Here is a 16,385-nt window from a genome sequence, read left to right as displayed (position 1 = left end):
CTGCGGAGCCGCAGCCGCCCGCTTTGCCTCGATGCAAATTTTTCCTATGGCGTTTCCTTCCGAAAGGAATGAATAATTATGCACATGAAACCCCCTGCGTTAGCGGGCCTTTTGGGCATTTCGACGCGCCGTTTGGGGCAACTGGTATCGGAAGGGATCGCGGTCAAAGTGGATCGCGGCCTTTTCGATGCGGCTGCGACCATTCAAAACATGCTTGCCCATGCCAGCGGCAAAGCCGCCGGCGCGTCGGTTGAGCTCGACCTCGACCGTGAACGTGCACGCTTGGCAAAAGAGCAAGCCGACGGTCAGGCCCTCAAAAATCAGGTTACACGCGGTGAGTTGCTTGATGCCGGCGATGTCGAACGGACATGGGCCGATGCTTGTCGCCGGCTGCGGTCGGAAATGCTTGCCGTTGTCGGCCGGGTTCGCGCCGCCACCACCATTGAAGCAGCCGACGCTGCTGTAATAGATCGAGAAATTCGTGACGCACTCACCGCACTTGCCGGCGGCGAAGACGATCTTGGCCAGGGCGCTAAGGAGTCTGCGCCCGCCACCCAAGCTTATCCTCTCTGAATTCATCGAGCGCAATATCCGGCTGCCTGACGACGTGTCGCACGCGGCCGGCAAGATGCGCTTGTATCCGTTCCAGAAAGGCATTGCTGACGCCATCGGCGATCCTCTGATCGAGCGCGTCAGCATCCAGAAGTCTGCCCGCATCGGTTACACAAGCCTGTTGATCGGCGCGATCGCGAACTTCGTTGCGAACGATCCGGCGCAGATCATGGTCGTTATCCCGGTCGACAAGGACGGCCGAAAACTTGTCGTCGACGTGATGGAACCGATCTTCCGCGCGTCGCCTGCATTGGCCGGCAAACTCACCGGTGACGACCAAGACGTCAATCGCAACACCATGATGTCTCGTCGCTTCTCCGGCGGCAGCCTGAACGTCGTGGCAGCGAAGAGCCCCAACAACTTGCGCGGTTCGAACGTCCGCGTGCTCTTCCTCGATGAGGTCGACTCGATGGCACAGACCGTCGAGGGCGATCCAACCTTGCTTGCCGAAGGCCGGACGTCGTCATTCGCTGACCGAAAGATCGTGCGTGGATCCACGCCGGTCAACGCGGCTACTTCGCTCATCTGTGATGCCTACGAGAAATCCGATAAACGGATATTCGAGGTCAGGTGTCACGAGTGCCATGGGTTCTCACAGATCAACTGGGAGGACATTCGCTGGCCTGCAGGCGAGCCGGAAAAAGCGGAATGGTGCTGCCCACGGTGCGGCGGGTTTGTCGATCATCGCTTTAAATCCAGTATGGTTGCCCACGGCCGCTGGCGGGCCACCGCCCCTGAAGTAAAGGGGCATGCCGGTTTCTATATCAACACGCTTGTCTCGCCACTGGCGAACGCATCGTGGGCAATCCTTGCCAAGGAATTCGAGGAAAAGAAAGACGACCCTGACAAGCTGCGCACGTTCAAGAACCTGGTGCTCGGGCTGCCCTGGGAAGACGGCGGGGACGATATCGATGAAGCGGAAGTCGCCAGTCGTGCCGAACCGTTCGGTATCGGAAACATTCCGGATGAAGTGCTCTATTTAACCATGGGAGTCGACGTCCAAGACGACAGGCTCGAGGCGACCACGGCCGGGTGGGACCGCGACGGCACGATGTTCATCCTCGACCATGCGGTGATTTACGGCTCGCCTGATGATGACCATACATGGTCCGAACTCGATGCCCTGATAACGGCGAGACACGCTCATCCTCTTGGCGGCACGATTGGCATTGACGCTGTCGCAGTTGACTCCGGTGACGGCGATTGGACGCAAAAGGTGTACGACTTCTGCCGGCCTCGGGCACGCCGTCGCGTCATGTCAATCAAAGGGATGGGAGGCAGTCGCCCCGTCATTGTTGCTACCAAGAACAAAGACGCCCGTGGCTTGTTTATTGTGGGTGTCGACGTCGTGAAGACGACGCTCATGAACCGCGTGAGTCGCAATACAATGCTGCGGTTCTCGACCAGCCTTGAGCCTGTTTGGTTCGAACAATTTCTCAGCGAGCGGAAGGTCATCCGGTATGTCGGCCAGCGCCCGCTTGCCAAATGGGAACGCCTACCAGGACGCGCTGCCGAGGCACTCGACGCCACGGTTTACGCTTATGCCGCCCGGCAGGTCATTCCATCCAACTTCGACGCTCGCGCCGCTGAACTGCGGCAGGAACCTCAAATCGCTGCAAAGCCGCGGGTGATCCAATCCGCGTGGCTGAATGCGGCTTAAACACAAGGAATGAAAAGATGAACATCAGTAATATCAACCTTATCGCCGAAAAAGGTTACGTTATGGGCTTCGACGTCAGCTTCCATGATGCCGGAGTCCGTTTCCACCAGATTTCTCTGATGCGGCCCGACAAGGCGCCGGATGAGCTTTGGCTCTATTTCCCGAAAAGCGAAATCTCAGTCGTGTCGATGACGAGGGCCACCAAGCGCAAGGTCGGTGAGGCCGCTGCGGATATTTACAACAAATTGCGCGGGACGAACCTGAAATTCACGTTGCCGCAACGGGTGGACGAGCCAGTCCTCAACGCTGGCCTTAAGCGCATGCTGCGGATCAGCGCGGAGGAGGAAGAGACTTTGCGGAAGGCGGGCGTCTAGGGAAATGCGAACTTGAATGATTGGAAATGGTGATCGGCGCTATGCTTGTCTGTGGAGTCGAGCATACCGCCGTCAATGTATCTCGATAGACTTTGCTTCGATCGAGTTGCGGCGGTGCGCAGGTATTCGGGCGCTTCGCGACTGAGTTCGATCTCTTCCACCAGTCGCAGCTTTTCCCTGTAATTTGCTGCGCTCTTTGCGCGTTCGTTCCATTCCGCGAGTTTTGTTTGCATTGATTCCTCCCTGGTTGGATAGGCGGCCAGTTGGCCGCCTACCTCGTTAAGCGCAGACTGTAGAGATCAGCGTCGCTACAGCCAACAGAAACCGAGCGTTTACTCGGATCTTGAATCCCTTCCCATTCAGGAAGATGAATTCCATGGCTTTCTCCAATGAGAAGGCCGGGCGCGCTCCGGCGGTGAAACCGAAGGCAGTTGCAACTGTGTGAGAATTCATCAATTGCCCGCAAGCAACTCGCCAGTAACGTTGGCGAAGCGAGGCCCCTGATAACGCTAAGGGGGAACGAAGCCTCCCGTGACGTGGAAGGAGACGAAACACCCATTGGCGTAAGGGTGAGACGACGGCGGCGCACCGCCGAAGCCCGCAGGCTTGTTTGAATACAATTTAGCTAAATGTATTTTGGATTGCAACCAAAAATGAAGCCCCACCTCGCATGCGGACGAGGTGGGGCTCAGCGCGCCATCAGGGCGGATAGGCGCGCGGGATCGCCGCTCGGCCGGGGGGCCGGTGGTGCAACGGCGGGGATGGGGGATTAGGCGGCTTCCCCTGGCATTACGTGCCTGGGGAATATGATTGCGCTGGCAATCTTCGGTAAGAATTCCGCCGCGATGGTCATTACTAAGAACCCGTCATCATCGAACAAATCGATGGCTCGGAGATGTTCGTTGTGTCGGGCAAGGAATCTGACGTCGCCAACGATGACGGTCGAACCTTCCGGGGATACATCGCGCCAATTCATGCCGCTTCGGCCTCCTGCGGATCGAGGCCAAGCAGGCGCCGGTACATCGCGACGTCATCGGCGCGCATCGTTTCGATGCGCAGAATGCGGAGGCTGCAGAGGTCTTCGAGCGAGACATCCACATGATGCCCGCGACCATTAAAAAACATACATTCGATTTCGCCCGTCGGGGAGTAACCCAAGATGGTGACGATGCCGCGATAGCCGTCGGCCTTTTCGAAGGTGATGGAATCGCCGATGCCGAAAAGTGGCGGATCGGGTGAGAAGAAATGTTCCAGTATGCCGGCCAGCGGCGGGACCATCGGGAGAGCGTGTTGTCTAGGGGTGTTCATCTGGCGCCACCTCTCGGTAGTAGGCGGCGCGGAAGGACCAATCTATCGGGCAGGTGAATAGGCTCAGGCGCGCACATTTGGTGCTCCTTGGTTGATGTTCTGCGTCAAATTGAGTACGGTGTATCAATACCGGGATAATTTCGGTACGTCAACCTAATTTTGAAGCAGTGTATCGAAAATGACTCCCGTTCAATGTAAGATGGCGCGAGTAGCGCTTGATCTCGGCGTGCGCGACCTCGCTGCCTTAGCAAAGGTTGCGCCTGGGACAGTGTCGAGGTTCGAGGCGGGCGAGGAATTGAAGGAACGTACTGTCGATGCTCTGCAGGCCGCCCTTGAGGCCGCAGGCGTTGAGTTCATCGAGGGCGGAGTGCGGGTGCGGCCTACGGAGTGAATCTGTCGCCGCCAACACCTACCATCGGCACCAACGGAACTAAACGCAAGCAGCGCCAGCTGTTCAATCTGACACGAGATTGCCGACGTGCCCGATCGTAACCTGACTGAACTGCGAGACGAATTGCAGGTCAGCGAACGTGCGCTTGGTCTTGGATCGATAGTCGATCTTGCCCTGACTATTTAGAAGTTGCCACTCGATCCTCGCGGACGGGTTCGGGCCGTAAATCGAAACCTCTATCGTTCCACCTTCGGGACCGGCGAACAATTCTCGGTCTCTCGGTGCCGCTTCCAAGAGGGCTGCAAGCGCATCGCCGAAGGTATGGCCTCGCTCCACGTCGCCGAAATCGAGAGGCTGTGACGACACCAACCCCCGATACTCGCGGACCGTCTTGGCGCTGTCCTTGACGTTCCGGCTGCCGGCGACGGCGATCAGAAGGTTTGCGGCGTCTTCGAACGTGACCTTTGCTACGGCGAGCCCGCGACCGCCCGTTGTTCGCAGTTCGGCGACCGAAAGATTCCGGTCATGCTGGACAACAGTCCCCTCCGGAACCCCGGTGATTTCCGCGACTTTCGCGACAAGCTGTTTCGGCGTGGCCATGTAGTCCTCGATACTGATGCTGATCAGTCACTACCACAATTCTCAAATGCGTAAAACGGAAAAGAGATTGACAGATCGCCTCTTTTCCTTATTGTGCAAAACGCAAATGAGTCTGAAGAAGGAGAAATCATGACTGAATTATCGAAGACTGAAATCGCAACTGCACTCGTCCTCGGCCTCACGGCCATGGACAATCCTCCGAACCGGAAATGGGATGAAAAGCGATCGGAAGAAGAGCGCGACGCAGCTCGCCGGCTTGCAGCACATATCCTTGCGACAGTCCCGGACATGGCCGAACTGGCCACGATCTGCGTCGGCATCTGGATCCAGCAGACGCCGCAGGTGATGAAGGAAAACCGCGACTTCTACCACGGCCCGGATATCTTCCGCGAGAACGAGCACTATCAGTATCCGGATGATAGCGGATGGACCGAAGAGAACGATGTGGACACCCCGACATGGGCGGAGCGTGCCGGCCAGAAGGAGCTTCAGGAGGTCTTCAACGACAAGGCCGTCCTAGAACTGCACCGGCTCCACGAGCGACACAAGCGGCAGAAGGCTGAAGCCGCGCAAGAGAAGCGGCGGGCCAAGGCCGCAGAGAAGCGCGCGGCCGAGCAGCGGGATATCCGCCAGCGGCAGGTGGTCGCACAGATGATGCGTTCGGCCACCGCACCCTCGTCTGGCCTGATGCACTAAGGAGGCGGCCATGAACAGACTCCAAGAGGGTTTGGTTCTTGTAATTAACGAGAACGCCTGATGCGTGTCGCGGCTAATGATAACATCCCCCTGCGTCTTCTCACGAAGACGCAGGCAGCCCGCTATTGCGGGTTAAGTGTTCCGACTTTCGGTTCCGTCTGCCCGGTGCGAGCGATCGCACTGGGCGTCGGCGTTCGTATGGAGCGATATGACGTCATCGAGCTTGACAGTTGGATAGACGGCCTGCGCAATGATGGCAGACCGGTCAGAACCGCTGACGCCCTTCTGGAGGCACTATGACGGGAACGGTTGTTCGCGTGAAAGGTATCAAGCGGTACTTCGAGCCGAAGGCCGGGAAGTGGTATGCCTATCACCGCAAGTCTGGTCGGCGTCTGAAGTCGGAATTCGGAACGGCGGAATTCTTCGCCGAACTGGATGCGATCAATGCCGAGACCAAGAGCCAGGAGGCGAAGCCGGGTACGCTCGGCGCGCTGATCGAGTCGTATCGCAGATCGGCAGGATTTCAATCTCTCAAAACGCGGACGAAATCTGACTATCAGAAGGTGCTTGAATATCTGAAACCCTTGGGGCCATCTCCCCTGTCGGAACTGACGCAGGGGTGGGTCGCACGGCTGCGCGATAAGACCTTCGAGAAGAGGAAACGCAAGTTTACGAATTACACGCTGACCGTCCTGTCCATCCTATTCGAGCATGGCATCGAACAGGAGATGATGGCGGCGAACTCGGTCGGCAAGGTCAAACGGGTGCGCAAGGCCACCGACGCGCCGGAAGCGAACCGACCATGGATGGACTTCGAGCGCGATGCAGTATCCAACGCCCTCCCTGCCCATATGCGCCTGCCAATCATGTTGATGATGTATTGCGGCCTTGATCCGCAGGACGCGCTGCTGCTGCCTCGCACAGCGGTTTCTGACGGTCGCCTTGATACCCGCCGCGGCAAGACAGGTGTGCCGGTATGGGTGCCTCTGCCGTCTCCGGTGATCGATGCTCTGGCATCCGAGCCGAAGCATCCCGCAACGACGTTGACGCTGTGTGCGAACAGCTATGGCAAGCCGTGGACCGTTTCAGGGTTCAGGGCATCATGGCGACCGATTCGTCAAAAGCTGGAAAAGGATGAGAAGGTCCAGCCAGGACTAACGCTCAAGGGTCTTCGCCATACCGTTGCAACGATTCTCCGCGAGATGGGGAAGGATCACGCGACCATCGCCGAGATGCTTGGACAGAAGACCGAGGCCATGGCGAAGCACTATTCGCGCCGTGCCGATATGTCGAAGAAGATGGCGGAGACTGTCAGCGAGTTCGATGCGGAAGTGAACAGACGGAAAACGAAAAGCGTCTAGAACGGCAGAAAATAGCGTCTAGACGCGACATCAGGTGAGTGAAATCAAGGAGCTAAAAAATGAGCAAAACCAAGCCGTTAGTAATGGTGCCCGGAGGCGGATTTGAACCACCGACACGCGGATTTTCAATCCGCTGCTCTACCAACTGAGCTATCCGGGCATCGAGGCAGGAACTGCCTTTCGGACTTTCGTCCGGCGGGGGCTTGGTTTCCCCCGGAAGCGAGCGGGGTTATAGCATCCTATTTTTTCATGTCCAGCACCAAATGACACTTTTTTGGCAGGAAATTTTTGTTTGTCGGAAATGCTCCACAGGAAGATGCAAAACACCGGCGCATAGATGCCGCGGAAGGCATGTTTCCGCGGCATTTCAAGATGTTAGAAAAATGCGGAGCGAGGCCTCAGTCCTCGTCGGCACCATCCGCCTTGGTTTCGTCTTCGGAAACCGGGATGGCATAGGAGCCGTTCAGCCAGCGCGACAGGTCGAGCGAGCGGCAGCGATCGGAGCAGAACGGGTAATGTTCGCGCACGGACGGACGCCTGCACTCCGGGCAGGGCATGGTCTTGCGCAGCGGCTCGACCTTGGCCTTTTGAGGATCGCCGGTCATGGCTAACCCTCGATCCAGCGGCGCTGCACATCGAACCCCTCGCCTTCAAGAAGCAACGTGGTTTCGTAAAGCGGCAGGCCGACGACGTTGGTATAGGAGCCGACCAGCTTCTGCACGAAGCAGCCGGCAAGACCCTGGATGGCATAAGCACCCGCCTTGCCGCGCCATTGGCCGGAGGCGAGATAACTTTCGATGTCGAGGCCGGAGAGGCGCTTGAAGCGCACCTTGGTCTCGACGATCTTCTGGCGAAGCCGGCCGTCCGGCGTGACGATGCACACGCCGGTATAGACCCAGTGGCTGCGGCCGGAGAGCAGATGCAACGCCGAGGATGCCTCGTCGACATATTCCGCCTTCGGCAGAATGCGGCGGCCGACGGCGACGACGGTATCGGCGGCGAGGATGAAGCTGCCCTGCCAGGCGAGGTCGCCCTTCACCTGCCGGAAAGCAGCGTCGGCCTTTTCGCCCGAAAGCCGGCGAGCGAGCGAGCGCGGATGCTCGGATTTCTTCGGCGTCTCGTCCAGGTCCATCGGCATCAGCCGCGCAGGTTCGATCCCAGCCTGGTTGAGCAGGTCAAGGCGGCGCGGCGAGCCGGAGGCCAATATCAATCTGTGTTTCAGCACCATGCGCACCCGACAAGGCAGCCGCCATCAGGCGGCAAGGTCATTTGAAGCGGTAGGTAATGCGGCCCTTGGTCAGGTCATAGGGGGTCATTTCCACCAGAACCTTGTCGCCGGCAAGCACGCGAATGCGGTTCTTGCGCATGCGGCCAGCGGTGTGCGCGATGATTTCGTGTTCGTTTTCCAGCTTGACGCGGAAGGTTGCGTTCGGCAGCAATTCCGTGACGACGCCCGGGAATTCGAGGACTTCTTCTTTAGGCATGTATAAGGTTTCTTCCTGTGGGTTACAGAGGTGGCGCCGGCCTTGCCGGGGCGACTTCCAAAAATTTGGCGGAAACTACACAATCGACAAGGGTTTGTGAACCTTGTTGATCGCGCTTTCTCGATTTGTCTCAGGCTGTTTCGGCCTTGACGCCGTTCTTTCTCAATAAACGCTGTTCGATCAGCACTGCAAGATGATTTCTTACATCGCGGTATGCGGAAAGGATTTGTTCGCGCGTTCCGGCTGCCACGGTCGGATCCAGAGTGGGCCAGTAGACCACCTCGACGGCGTTGGAACGCGTCAGTTCGAGTGCTGCGTGGTGCGCCTCCGGCGCCAGGGTGATGATCAGGTCGAAAAAGTCGTCCTCGAGATCGTCGAGCGTCTGCGGCTGGCGCTTACCCAGCGACAGGTCGATTTCCTCCATCACCACGTCGACGAAAGGATCACGCTCCCCCAAACGGACACCTGCCGAAGCGACATAGGTGCCTGACGGTAACATGCTGCGTGCCAAAACCTCCGCCATGGGAGAGCGGATGGCGTTCATGCCGCAGATGAAGAGGATCGATTTCGGTATCTTGGCAGGTTCCTCTGATGCCACGGACATCGCCTCAGCCACGCCAGTAGAGAACGCAGATCAGCGTGAACAGCCGCCGGGCTGTATCGAAATCCAGCTGGATCTTGTTTTGCAGCCGATCCATCAGGGTCTGCGAGCCTTCGTTGTGAATGCCCCGCCGGCCCATGTCGATGGCCTCGATACGGCTTGGCGTTGCCGAGCGGATCGCCTCATAATAGCTTTCGCAGATCATGAAGTAATCCTTGATCGTGCGCCGGAAGGGCGTCAGCGACAGGATATGCGTCGCCACATCCTCGCCGGCTTCCGATTTGATCGCCAGCACCAGCTTGGAATCGACCAGCGACAGATAGAGCCGGTAAGGCCCGCCGGAATGGCCGACGGGTTGGAAGGAGTTTTCTTCGATGAGATCGAAGATCGCCACGGCGCGTTCATGTTCCACATCCGGGGTCGAGCGGCCGATCGTGTCGTCGAGGACGACATCGCAGAGCCGGAAATTGCCCGATCCCGCCATGGCTCAATCCCCGAGGTTGAGCCGGATCGCGACCGACCGGGCGTGGGCGTCGAGACCTTCGGAATGGGCAAGCGTGATCGCCGCCGGGCCGAGCGCCCGCAACTGATCGGCGCCGAGGCGCAATATCGAGGTGCGCTTGACATAGTCGAGCACCGAGAGGCCGGAGGAAAACCGCGCCGAGCGCGCCGTCGGCAGCACGTGGTTGGAGCCGCCGACATAATCGCCGATGACTTCCGGCGTGTGCCGGCCGACGAAGATTGCGCCTGCATTGCGGATTGCGGCGAGCAGCGGTTCGGGATCGGCGACGGCAAGCTCCAGATGTTCGGCGGCGATGCGGTCTGCCAGCGGAACGGCGGCGGCAAGATCCGGCACAAGGATGACCGCGCCAAAATCGCGCCAGCTGGCGGCTGCCGTTTCGGCGCGACCAAGTTGACGGATCTGGCGCTCGACGGCGGCTTCGACGGCATGGCCGAGGGCGGCATCGTCGGTGATGAGGATGGACTGGGCGCCGCGGTCATGCTCGGCCTGCGCCAGAAGATCGGCGGCCAGCCATTCCGGATCGTTGTCCTTGTCGGCGATGACGAGTACTTCGGAAGGGCCGGCGATCATGTCGATGCCAACCGTACCGAAGACATGGCGCTTGGCGGCGGCGACATAGGCATTGCCGGGGCCGACGATCTTCGCCACCGGGGCAATCGTTTCGGTGCCGTAGGCGAGTGCAGCAACCGCCTGGGCGCCGCCGATGCGGTAGATTTCCTCGACGCCGGCGATACGGGCGGCAGCAAGCACCGTCGGATTGATCTCGCCCTTCAGCGCCGGCACGACCATGACGATGCGCGGCACCCCCGCCACCTTGGCCGGCAGCGCGTTCATCAGCACCGAACTCGGGTAACTGGCCGTACCGCCCGGCACGTAGAGGCCGACGGCTTCGATGGCGGTCCAGCGCGATCCGAGGCCGACGCCGATATCGTCTTCGTAGATATCGTCCTTGGGAAGCTGGCGGGCATGATGTTTTTCGATGCGGGCGGCAGCAAGCTCCAGCGCGGCGATGATCTTGGGATCCACGGCGGCGAAGGCCGCATCGATTTCCGCCTTGCCGACACGCATCGGTGTCACGGCAAAATCCAGTCCGTCAAAGCGGGCGGAATAATCGGCAAGGGCCGCATCGCCGCGTGCCCTGACGTCGTCGATGATGGCGCGAACCACCACGTTGACGTCTTCGGATACTTCGCGCTTGGTGGTGAGGAAGGCGGCAAATTGCGCTTCGAAATCCTTGGACGCCTGCTCCAGCCAGATAGCCACTTCTACTTCATCCCCCGTAAAACAAAATTCCCGCCGGACTCAGCTCTCGTGACTCGGCAGCGAACCGGTTTCCCACGCCGTGCCCGTATCTGCAAGCTGCGCTTCGATGCATTCGACATCAAGCTCGATCGTTGCCTTGCCGGACAGCGTCAGCTCGATCTTGCCGTCCGGCCCCTCGCCGTCAGGCAGGAAGCGGATGGCAAGCAGGGAGAGAACCTCGTCGGCCTTGTGCCGGTCGACGCCCGCGGAACGGACGTTGCGAACCCGCTTGAACACGAGCAGCGCGCGGCGACGTTCGAAGGTCTTTGCCGCCTCCTCCACTGCATCCCAGGCAAAACGGTTGGCTGCCAGGCTGAAAAGCCCGGATTTTGCCGAAAACGACAGATCCCCCACCTTGAAGACGGCATCCTGCATATGCGCCGAGATAACCGCCAGGTCCTCTTCATCGAGTGCCAGGAGCTTGAGATGGGTCATACGCACACTTTCCGGTTTGCCTGTCGCGACGGGAGGGCGGGGCCTTGTCCCTTAAAGGACATAAGGCGCCCGCACCCAAACCGCAACACGCAAGCCCGGCGGAAGGAACGACCGGCGGAAAATTAATCGCTGACGCGTTCGACGATGGCGCCGCAGCGGGTCAGTTTTTCTTCCAGACGTTCGAAGCCGCGGTCGAGATGGTAGACGCGCGACACCATGGTCTCACCTTCCGCGGCAAGCCCGGCAATAACCAGCGAAACGGAGGCGCGCAGGTCGGTCGCCATGACCGGCGCACCACGCAGCCGCTGCACGCCCTCGATCTTGGCCGTCTGGCCGGAGAGCGAGATCTTGGCGCCGAGACGGGCCAGTTCCTGAACATGCATGAAGCGGTTTTCGAAGATGGTTTCGGTGATGTGGGAAACGCCCGCAGACTTCGTCATCAGCGCCATGAACTGCGCCTGCAGGTCGGTCGGGAAGCCGGGGAAGGGATCGGTGACGATATCGACCGGCTTGATGCCGCCGCCATTGCGCACCACACGAATGCCGTCAGCCGTGTCGGTGATCTCGGCGCCGGAGCGGCGGATGGTTTCGAGCGCGGTTTCGAGCAGGTCGGCACGCGTGCCTTCCAGCAGCACATCGCCGCCCGCCATCGCCACGGCCATGGCATAGGTGCCGGTCTCGATGCGATCCGGCAGGACGCGGTGGCGCGCACCCGACAGCGAGGTGACGCCCTCGATGGTGATCGTCTGCGTGCCGGCGCCGGTGATCTTGGCACCCATGGCGTTGAGGCAGTTGGCGAGATCGACGACTTCAGGCTCGCGGGCGGCATTGCCGATCACCGTCGTGCCGCGGGCAAGGCTTGCCGCCATCATCATCACATGCGTGGCGCCGACCGAGACCTTGGGGAAGGTGTAGCGCGTGCCGATCAGACCGCCCTTGGGCGCCGTCGCATTGATGTAGCCGCCGTCGATTTCCATCGTCGCGCCGAGCGCCTGCAGGCCCTCGATGAACAGGTCTACGGGACGGGTGCCGATGGCGCAGCCGCCAGGGAGCGAGACGCGGGCCTTGCCCTCGCGCGCCAACAGGGGTCCGATGACCCAAAAACTCGCCCGCATCTTGGACACGAGGTCGTAAGGCGCGGTGGTATCGGCAATCGTGCGGCAGGTGAAGTGGATGGTGCGCGAATAGCCGTCGGTCTGGCGTTCGCGGCGGCCGTTGACGGCGATGTCGACGCCGTGATTGCCGAGAATACGGACCAGCTGCTCGACATCGGCCAGGTGCGGCACGTTTTCGAGCGTCAGCGTATCGCTGGTCAGAAGCGAGGCGATCATCAGCGGCAGGGCCGCATTCTTGGCCCCGGAAATCGGAATGACGCCGTTCAGCGGGTTGCCGCCGATAATTCTAATACGATCCATATAGTATACCCAACGGGCCCCCGCCCGCCTTTCCCTGGTGACCATGCCTTGTGAAGATGGGCGTCCTTAGACGAAATCCCCGGCGGCGACAATTCAATCGGCGTGAGGAATCACGATGATTCGTCCAATTTTGCGGCAGGAAGGCCAATCGCCTCATCCGCCGCACCGGCCCGGCGTGCCCGGGATTGCTGCTTTCGGCGCTGCAGATTTTCACGAAGCTTGGCCGCAGCCCGCTCGCGACGCAGGTCCGCACCGGTTTTCTGCGCCGTTTTCGCATCCGGCGCGGGGTCCGCGCCATCACCGTCAACGATGGCCGCCATCTCGCTTGCAGCGGGCCTGGCGGATGCCGGAGAGAAATTTTTCTTGTGTTCGATCATGCCGCCTGAATAGCGGAAATCCGGGCATTTCAAAAGGCCGCCGCATTTTTTCCTGCCGTATCGGCAAATTATTTGACGTTTGCGCCTTGCGCTTCATCCGCAGCTATGGCAATAGCCGCCTCGCTTGCAACGAAGCGCTCACAAGCCGCGAAACAAGCCTGCTGCCGTAGCTCAGTGGTAGAGCACACCCTTGGTAAGGGTGAGGTCGGTGGTTCAATCCCACTCGGCAGCACCATTTTCTTTTTATGGAAAATTTGAAAATCCCGTCCAATTGCTCTCTGGCTCGTTAGGCGTACCAGATGCCGTCTGCGATGTTGGGCGCAACCCCCGCGATGTTCTCTGCACTCTCCGAAAAACCTGCCAATACCATGGCTTTGGAAACGCCGCCGTCGAGTTGCCCGACCCAATAGGTGACGCCGTCTGGTTCGCCGTCACGACCCAGGACGTTCTCGTAGAGCCGGTCGACGAAATCGAAGTTCGATGGGTTTGTGCCGTAAACGGAACCGAATTCAGCGGAAGCAACAAAACCAGTCGCGACATCGATAAGGGACATGCCGGCATCCATAGACTTGATCCAGAATGACAAGCCGCCGGTATCCGGGGTCCGATCGAAAGCCGCTTGATAGATCCGGTAGGACTGGCCGGCATTGCCGTTGATGTCAAAGGCTAGAATACGATCTGCAAACCCTGCGCGCTCTATTGTTGTTAGAACGTCGTGCTCTGCATTCGGCTTCTGTACATCGATGGAGCCATCGGCGAGGCGCGAAACCTTATATTCACTGCTGTCTAGCGTGTAGCGAACTGTGTCGAGGCCGCTGCCTCCGTCGAGGCGGTCATTCCCTTTGGAGCCGACGAACGTGTCGTTGCCATCAAAACCAGCGATATCGTCGCTTGTGGCAAGTCCCCCGAGCGTTTCGGATCCGCTGCGGCCGAATGCATTGGTCGAGATGCCTGTGTATGCCGTCAGTTCAAACTGTTCGTTTGTGGGCGTATACACTAGGCCGAAGTAATCCAATCCATATTGGCTGTCGAGATCGACTGGGAAAAGTCGCGGGATGGGAGAGGAATTGTAGTCTTCGAAGCCCGACACCTGATTCGAGTCCACGATGGCTAAGATTGACCGGTCTATCCAAGTGAAATGGCCACTTCCGTCATTGAGGGCGATTGAAGTTCCGGAATCATTCAATCCTTGACCGTTGTTCGTCGAGTCCCAGATGTCCAGATCCCCGTCGTGATCGACATCAACTATACTCAGTTCGCCTTCGCCGGAATTCTGATCTCGAGAAGAATTATCGATACGGCCCGACGTTTCATCCTTAAAACCATGCCCCTGCTGATTGATCAAAATCTGGACCGAACGACCGATATAGTAGGGTTCGGCACGGGTTTCTGCCAGGATTATGTCGTTCCAGCCGTCATGATTGATGTCGGCAATCTGCGTGTGGTTGAACTTGGTGTTCTGCGAGCCGAACAATCCGGTTGGCAATTTCTCGATGTTCCACCCGGCGGCGCCGTTCGCCCAGCGCGAATAGAGCACATAGGCAGGGTTGCCCTCGGAATAGGCCACCACGATGTCATCGACACCGTCTCCGTCGAGGTCTTCGATTGCAGATGACATTGGGTAGGCTATGTCGAGCTTCCCTTCAGCTGGCAGAAGTTCGGAATGCGTTGTGAAGTGACCACTTCCATCATTGAGGAAAAGTACCTTGATGGAATAAAAGTCTACGTCACCATCACCATCAATATCACCAGCCGACATATCATGCCCTGAAGCGTAACCTTCAGGGGGGCCTCCGTTTTCCTGGCCTTGAATCCATGCGCTGGCATCGACTACCTTGCCGCCGGGCTGCGAAAGCACCAGCGTGACAGGGTCATATTGATTTGTGTAGGTACCGTCGGGATTGCGTTGGACAATCCCCGTTCCAGCGATGACGAAATCATCGACACCATCGCCATTAAAATCCGCCACGACCGGCCGGTATGGCATGTGCACCTGCGGAACCGCTCCTATGAACGCCTGGTTTGCCGGCTGTAGCACTCCCGTGCCATCGTTCAGGAACAAGGTGGGCACAAGGTTTAAGTTATTCGGCACGGTATGCGGAGATGCAGCCCAGGATACGAGCAGGTCTTGATGGCCATCGCCGTTGAAATCCCCAGCAGCCGTTCCGGATTGCCCTACATAAAACAATCCAGGTGGATGGTAATCTGTGGGGTTCGGGTAATAATATTCCGGATGCATCGTATTCGTTTGATACGAATAGAAGCCGAACTGGAAAATCCTGAAGCTGTCAGTGTCCGAAGGCATATTCAGAGTGCTGATCGATGCCATTTCCGTATCTCCTCCATTCGTCACTTGGCAAAGTAACTGGAAATATCGTCTGACGCACATCCAAAAATTGTTCAAATACTGCCGAAAACGGAGCGGCTTTTGATCTTCCAGCTCTCCCAGACTGTCTTAAGCTATGTGGATAACCCGCCAGGCGCGGAAATGTAGCGACCAGGCAATTGACGCCTGCGCTTGAAAAGGTCTCCGGCCCGAAGGCCGGAGACCGCTCGCTCAATAATAGGGCGAGAGGCATTCTGCGCGGTAACCCGCCCGCGGGACGTAGGTATTGTCGGAAGAACGATAGCTGCGATAGCGGGCATAGCACCAGTCGTAGTGGCGCGGGTTGATGCCTTCGTAGGAACTGCGCCGCTCGCTGGCAATTGCCCCGCCGATGATGGCGCCGGCGCCGAAGGCAGCCATCGGATACCACCAGCCGTCGCTGTGGCGATGATAACCATGGCGATAAGAACGATATCCCCGATGTCCGCCATACCAGCCGTGACGTCTGCGATGATACTGCACCGCCTCGACATCACCCGATATCACAGGTTTGATCGGCTGGACGACCGGCGCCGCAAAAGCAGCTTCGTAGCCCGTCGTCAGAGCCATCAGCACGGCAAGGGCCGAAATCGCAATCTTTTTCATTGCTACCTCCTTATGTTGAACGAACGCAGAATGGTACCAGGCCTATAAACCCAGCATGAACAAACGATTACAATTTGTCCATGCCGACACGCGGTTCTGGCACATCACAAAGTAGAGACGTTCCTGAGTGGCTTTTCAATCAATGCCTGTCGAAAATCGGCGAGCGGAGGTTTGTTGACAATAAATCGGCCATTGCCGTTTTTTCGCCCTTGCGGCGTTTTAGCCGGGGGCCTTACCATCTCCCGATGTAAAAAGACCGATTGCAAGGTGTTTCG

19 protein-coding genes and 2 tRNA genes are annotated in these 16,385 nt (G+C 58.8%); 6 read left to right on the top strand and 15 right to left on the bottom strand.

The genetic code is table 11. The features are described from left to right. The first annotated feature begins 78 nt into the window (after positions 1-78). The 3 genes from ACSQ3I_RS02560 to ACSQ3I_RS02550 are packed head-to-tail and all read left to right on the top strand — an operon-like array spanning position 79 to position 2,646. Positions 79-573, top strand: a complete 495-nt coding sequence (locus ACSQ3I_RS02560) for a hypothetical protein (protein WP_435995767.1) — start codon at positions 79-81, stop codon at positions 571-573. Continuing rightward, positions 521-2,272, top strand: a complete 1,752-nt coding sequence (locus tag ACSQ3I_RS02555) for a phage terminase large subunit family protein (protein WP_435995766.1) — start codon at positions 521-523, stop codon at positions 2,270-2,272. The genes ACSQ3I_RS02560 and ACSQ3I_RS02555 overlap by 53 nt, the downstream gene beginning before the upstream one ends. A gap of 17 nt (positions 2,273-2,289) precedes the next feature. After that, complete coding sequence (locus ACSQ3I_RS02550) at positions 2,290-2,646, top strand: hypothetical protein (protein ID WP_435995765.1); 357 nt, start codon at positions 2,290-2,292, stop codon at positions 2,644-2,646. Here ACSQ3I_RS02550 and ACSQ3I_RS02545 read toward each other — a convergent pair. The 3 genes from ACSQ3I_RS02545 to ACSQ3I_RS02535 form a co-directional block, all read right to left on the bottom strand. Next, positions 2,643-2,879: a hypothetical protein gene (locus tag ACSQ3I_RS02545; RefSeq protein WP_435995764.1), complete on the bottom strand. Its 237-nt coding sequence runs from the start codon at positions 2,877-2,879 to the stop codon at positions 2,643-2,645. The genes ACSQ3I_RS02550 and ACSQ3I_RS02545 overlap by 4 nt on opposite strands. 739 nt (positions 2,880-3,618) lie before the next feature. After that, the gene (locus ACSQ3I_RS02540; RefSeq protein ID WP_435995763.1) at positions 3,619-3,954 is read right to left on the bottom strand and encodes a hypothetical protein; all 336 of its coding nucleotides are present in this window, start codon (positions 3,952-3,954) and stop codon (positions 3,619-3,621) included. A 454-nt stretch (positions 3,955-4,408) separates the two neighbouring features. Then, positions 4,409-4,945 carry a hypothetical protein gene (locus ACSQ3I_RS02535; protein WP_435995762.1) on the bottom strand — a complete coding sequence of 179 codons (537 nt, stop codon included), beginning with the start codon at positions 4,943-4,945 and terminating at the stop codon, positions 4,409-4,411. Between the two features lie 129 nt (positions 4,946-5,074). Between ACSQ3I_RS02535 and ACSQ3I_RS02530 the strand changes: the two genes are divergently transcribed. Further along, positions 5,075-5,641, top strand: a complete 567-nt coding sequence (locus ACSQ3I_RS02530) for a hypothetical protein (RefSeq protein WP_435995761.1) — start codon at positions 5,075-5,077, stop codon at positions 5,639-5,641. A 296-nt stretch (positions 5,642-5,937) separates the two neighbouring features. After that, positions 5,938-7,002 carry a tyrosine-type recombinase/integrase gene (locus ACSQ3I_RS02525; protein WP_435995760.1) on the top strand — a complete coding sequence of 355 codons (1,065 nt, stop codon included), beginning with the start codon at positions 5,938-5,940 and terminating at the stop codon, positions 7,000-7,002. Positions 7,003-7,086: 84 nt separating this feature from the next. Here the strand turns inward: ACSQ3I_RS02525 and ACSQ3I_RS02520 are convergent. The 10 genes from ACSQ3I_RS02520 to ACSQ3I_RS02475 all read right to left on the bottom strand — a co-directional run bounded on the left by ACSQ3I_RS02520 (position 7,087) and on the right by ACSQ3I_RS02475 (position 13,082). Further along, a tRNA-Phe gene (locus tag ACSQ3I_RS02520) sits at positions 7,087-7,162 on the bottom strand. A gap of 238 nt (positions 7,163-7,400) precedes the next feature. Next, on the bottom strand, positions 7,401-7,607 hold the full coding sequence (gene yacG / locus ACSQ3I_RS02515) for a DNA gyrase inhibitor YacG (RefSeq protein ID WP_435995759.1): 207 nt from the start codon (positions 7,605-7,607) through the stop codon (positions 7,401-7,403). Between the two features lie 2 nt (positions 7,608-7,609). Further along, positions 7,610-8,230, bottom strand: coding sequence for a Maf-like protein (locus tag ACSQ3I_RS02510; protein ID WP_435995758.1), 621 nt, complete (start codon positions 8,228-8,230; stop codon positions 7,610-7,612). Between the two features lie 37 nt (positions 8,231-8,267). Next, a complete protein-coding gene (gene infA, locus ACSQ3I_RS02505) occupies positions 8,268-8,486 on the bottom strand; it encodes a translation initiation factor IF-1 (RefSeq protein WP_004117876.1) in 219 nt (72 codons plus the stop codon). Between the two features lie 130 nt (positions 8,487-8,616). Continuing rightward, entirely contained in the window at positions 8,617-9,090 is a 474-nt protein-coding gene (locus tag ACSQ3I_RS02500) for a low molecular weight phosphatase family protein (RefSeq protein ID WP_435995757.1), read from the bottom strand. Positions 9,091-9,094: 4 nt separating this feature from the next. Further along, entirely contained in the window at positions 9,095-9,571 is a 477-nt protein-coding gene (locus ACSQ3I_RS02495) for a UPF0262 family protein (protein WP_435995756.1), read from the bottom strand. Positions 9,572-9,574: 3 nt separating this feature from the next. Then, positions 9,575-10,873, bottom strand: a complete 1,299-nt coding sequence (hisD, locus tag ACSQ3I_RS02490) for a histidinol dehydrogenase (RefSeq protein WP_435995755.1) — start codon at positions 10,871-10,873, stop codon at positions 9,575-9,577. A 39-nt stretch (positions 10,874-10,912) separates the two neighbouring features. Continuing rightward, positions 10,913-11,347: a DUF2948 family protein gene (locus ACSQ3I_RS02485; RefSeq protein ID WP_435995754.1), complete on the bottom strand. Its 435-nt coding sequence runs from the start codon at positions 11,345-11,347 to the stop codon at positions 10,913-10,915. Between the two features lie 122 nt (positions 11,348-11,469). Continuing rightward, positions 11,470-12,762 carry a UDP-N-acetylglucosamine 1-carboxyvinyltransferase gene (gene murA, locus ACSQ3I_RS02480; protein WP_435995753.1) on the bottom strand — a complete coding sequence of 431 codons (1,293 nt, stop codon included), beginning with the start codon at positions 12,760-12,762 and terminating at the stop codon, positions 11,470-11,472. A 110-nt stretch (positions 12,763-12,872) separates the two neighbouring features. Next, positions 12,873-13,082, bottom strand: a complete 210-nt coding sequence (locus ACSQ3I_RS02475) for a hypothetical protein (protein WP_435996267.1) — start codon at positions 13,080-13,082, stop codon at positions 12,873-12,875. A 217-nt stretch (positions 13,083-13,299) separates the two neighbouring features. On the opposite strand from ACSQ3I_RS02475, the gene ACSQ3I_RS02470 reads away from it, so the two are divergent. Continuing rightward, positions 13,300-13,374 (top strand) — tRNA-Thr (locus ACSQ3I_RS02470). Between the two features lie 51 nt (positions 13,375-13,425). On the opposite strand, the gene ACSQ3I_RS02465 is transcribed toward ACSQ3I_RS02470, so the two are convergent. Together ACSQ3I_RS02465 and ACSQ3I_RS02460 are read right to left on the bottom strand one after the other, a co-directional pair. Continuing rightward, entirely contained in the window at positions 13,426-15,468 is a 2,043-nt protein-coding gene (locus ACSQ3I_RS02465; protein WP_435995752.1) for a DUF4214 domain-containing protein, read from the bottom strand. 228 nt (positions 15,469-15,696) lie between these two features. Continuing rightward, positions 15,697-16,110 carry a BA14K family protein gene (locus ACSQ3I_RS02460; RefSeq protein WP_435995751.1) on the bottom strand — a complete coding sequence of 138 codons (414 nt, stop codon included), beginning with the start codon at positions 16,108-16,110 and terminating at the stop codon, positions 15,697-15,699. Positions 16,111-16,385 lie beyond the last annotated feature (275 nt).

Origin of the sequence: Rhizobium sp. LjRoot30 (genome assembly GCF_964253915.1) — a bacterium.
Lineage (GTDB): Bacteria > Pseudomonadota > Alphaproteobacteria > Rhizobiales > Rhizobiaceae > Metarhizobium.
Note: the sequence above shows the minus strand (reverse complement) of the source record. Positions and strands in the feature narration are given on the sequence as shown.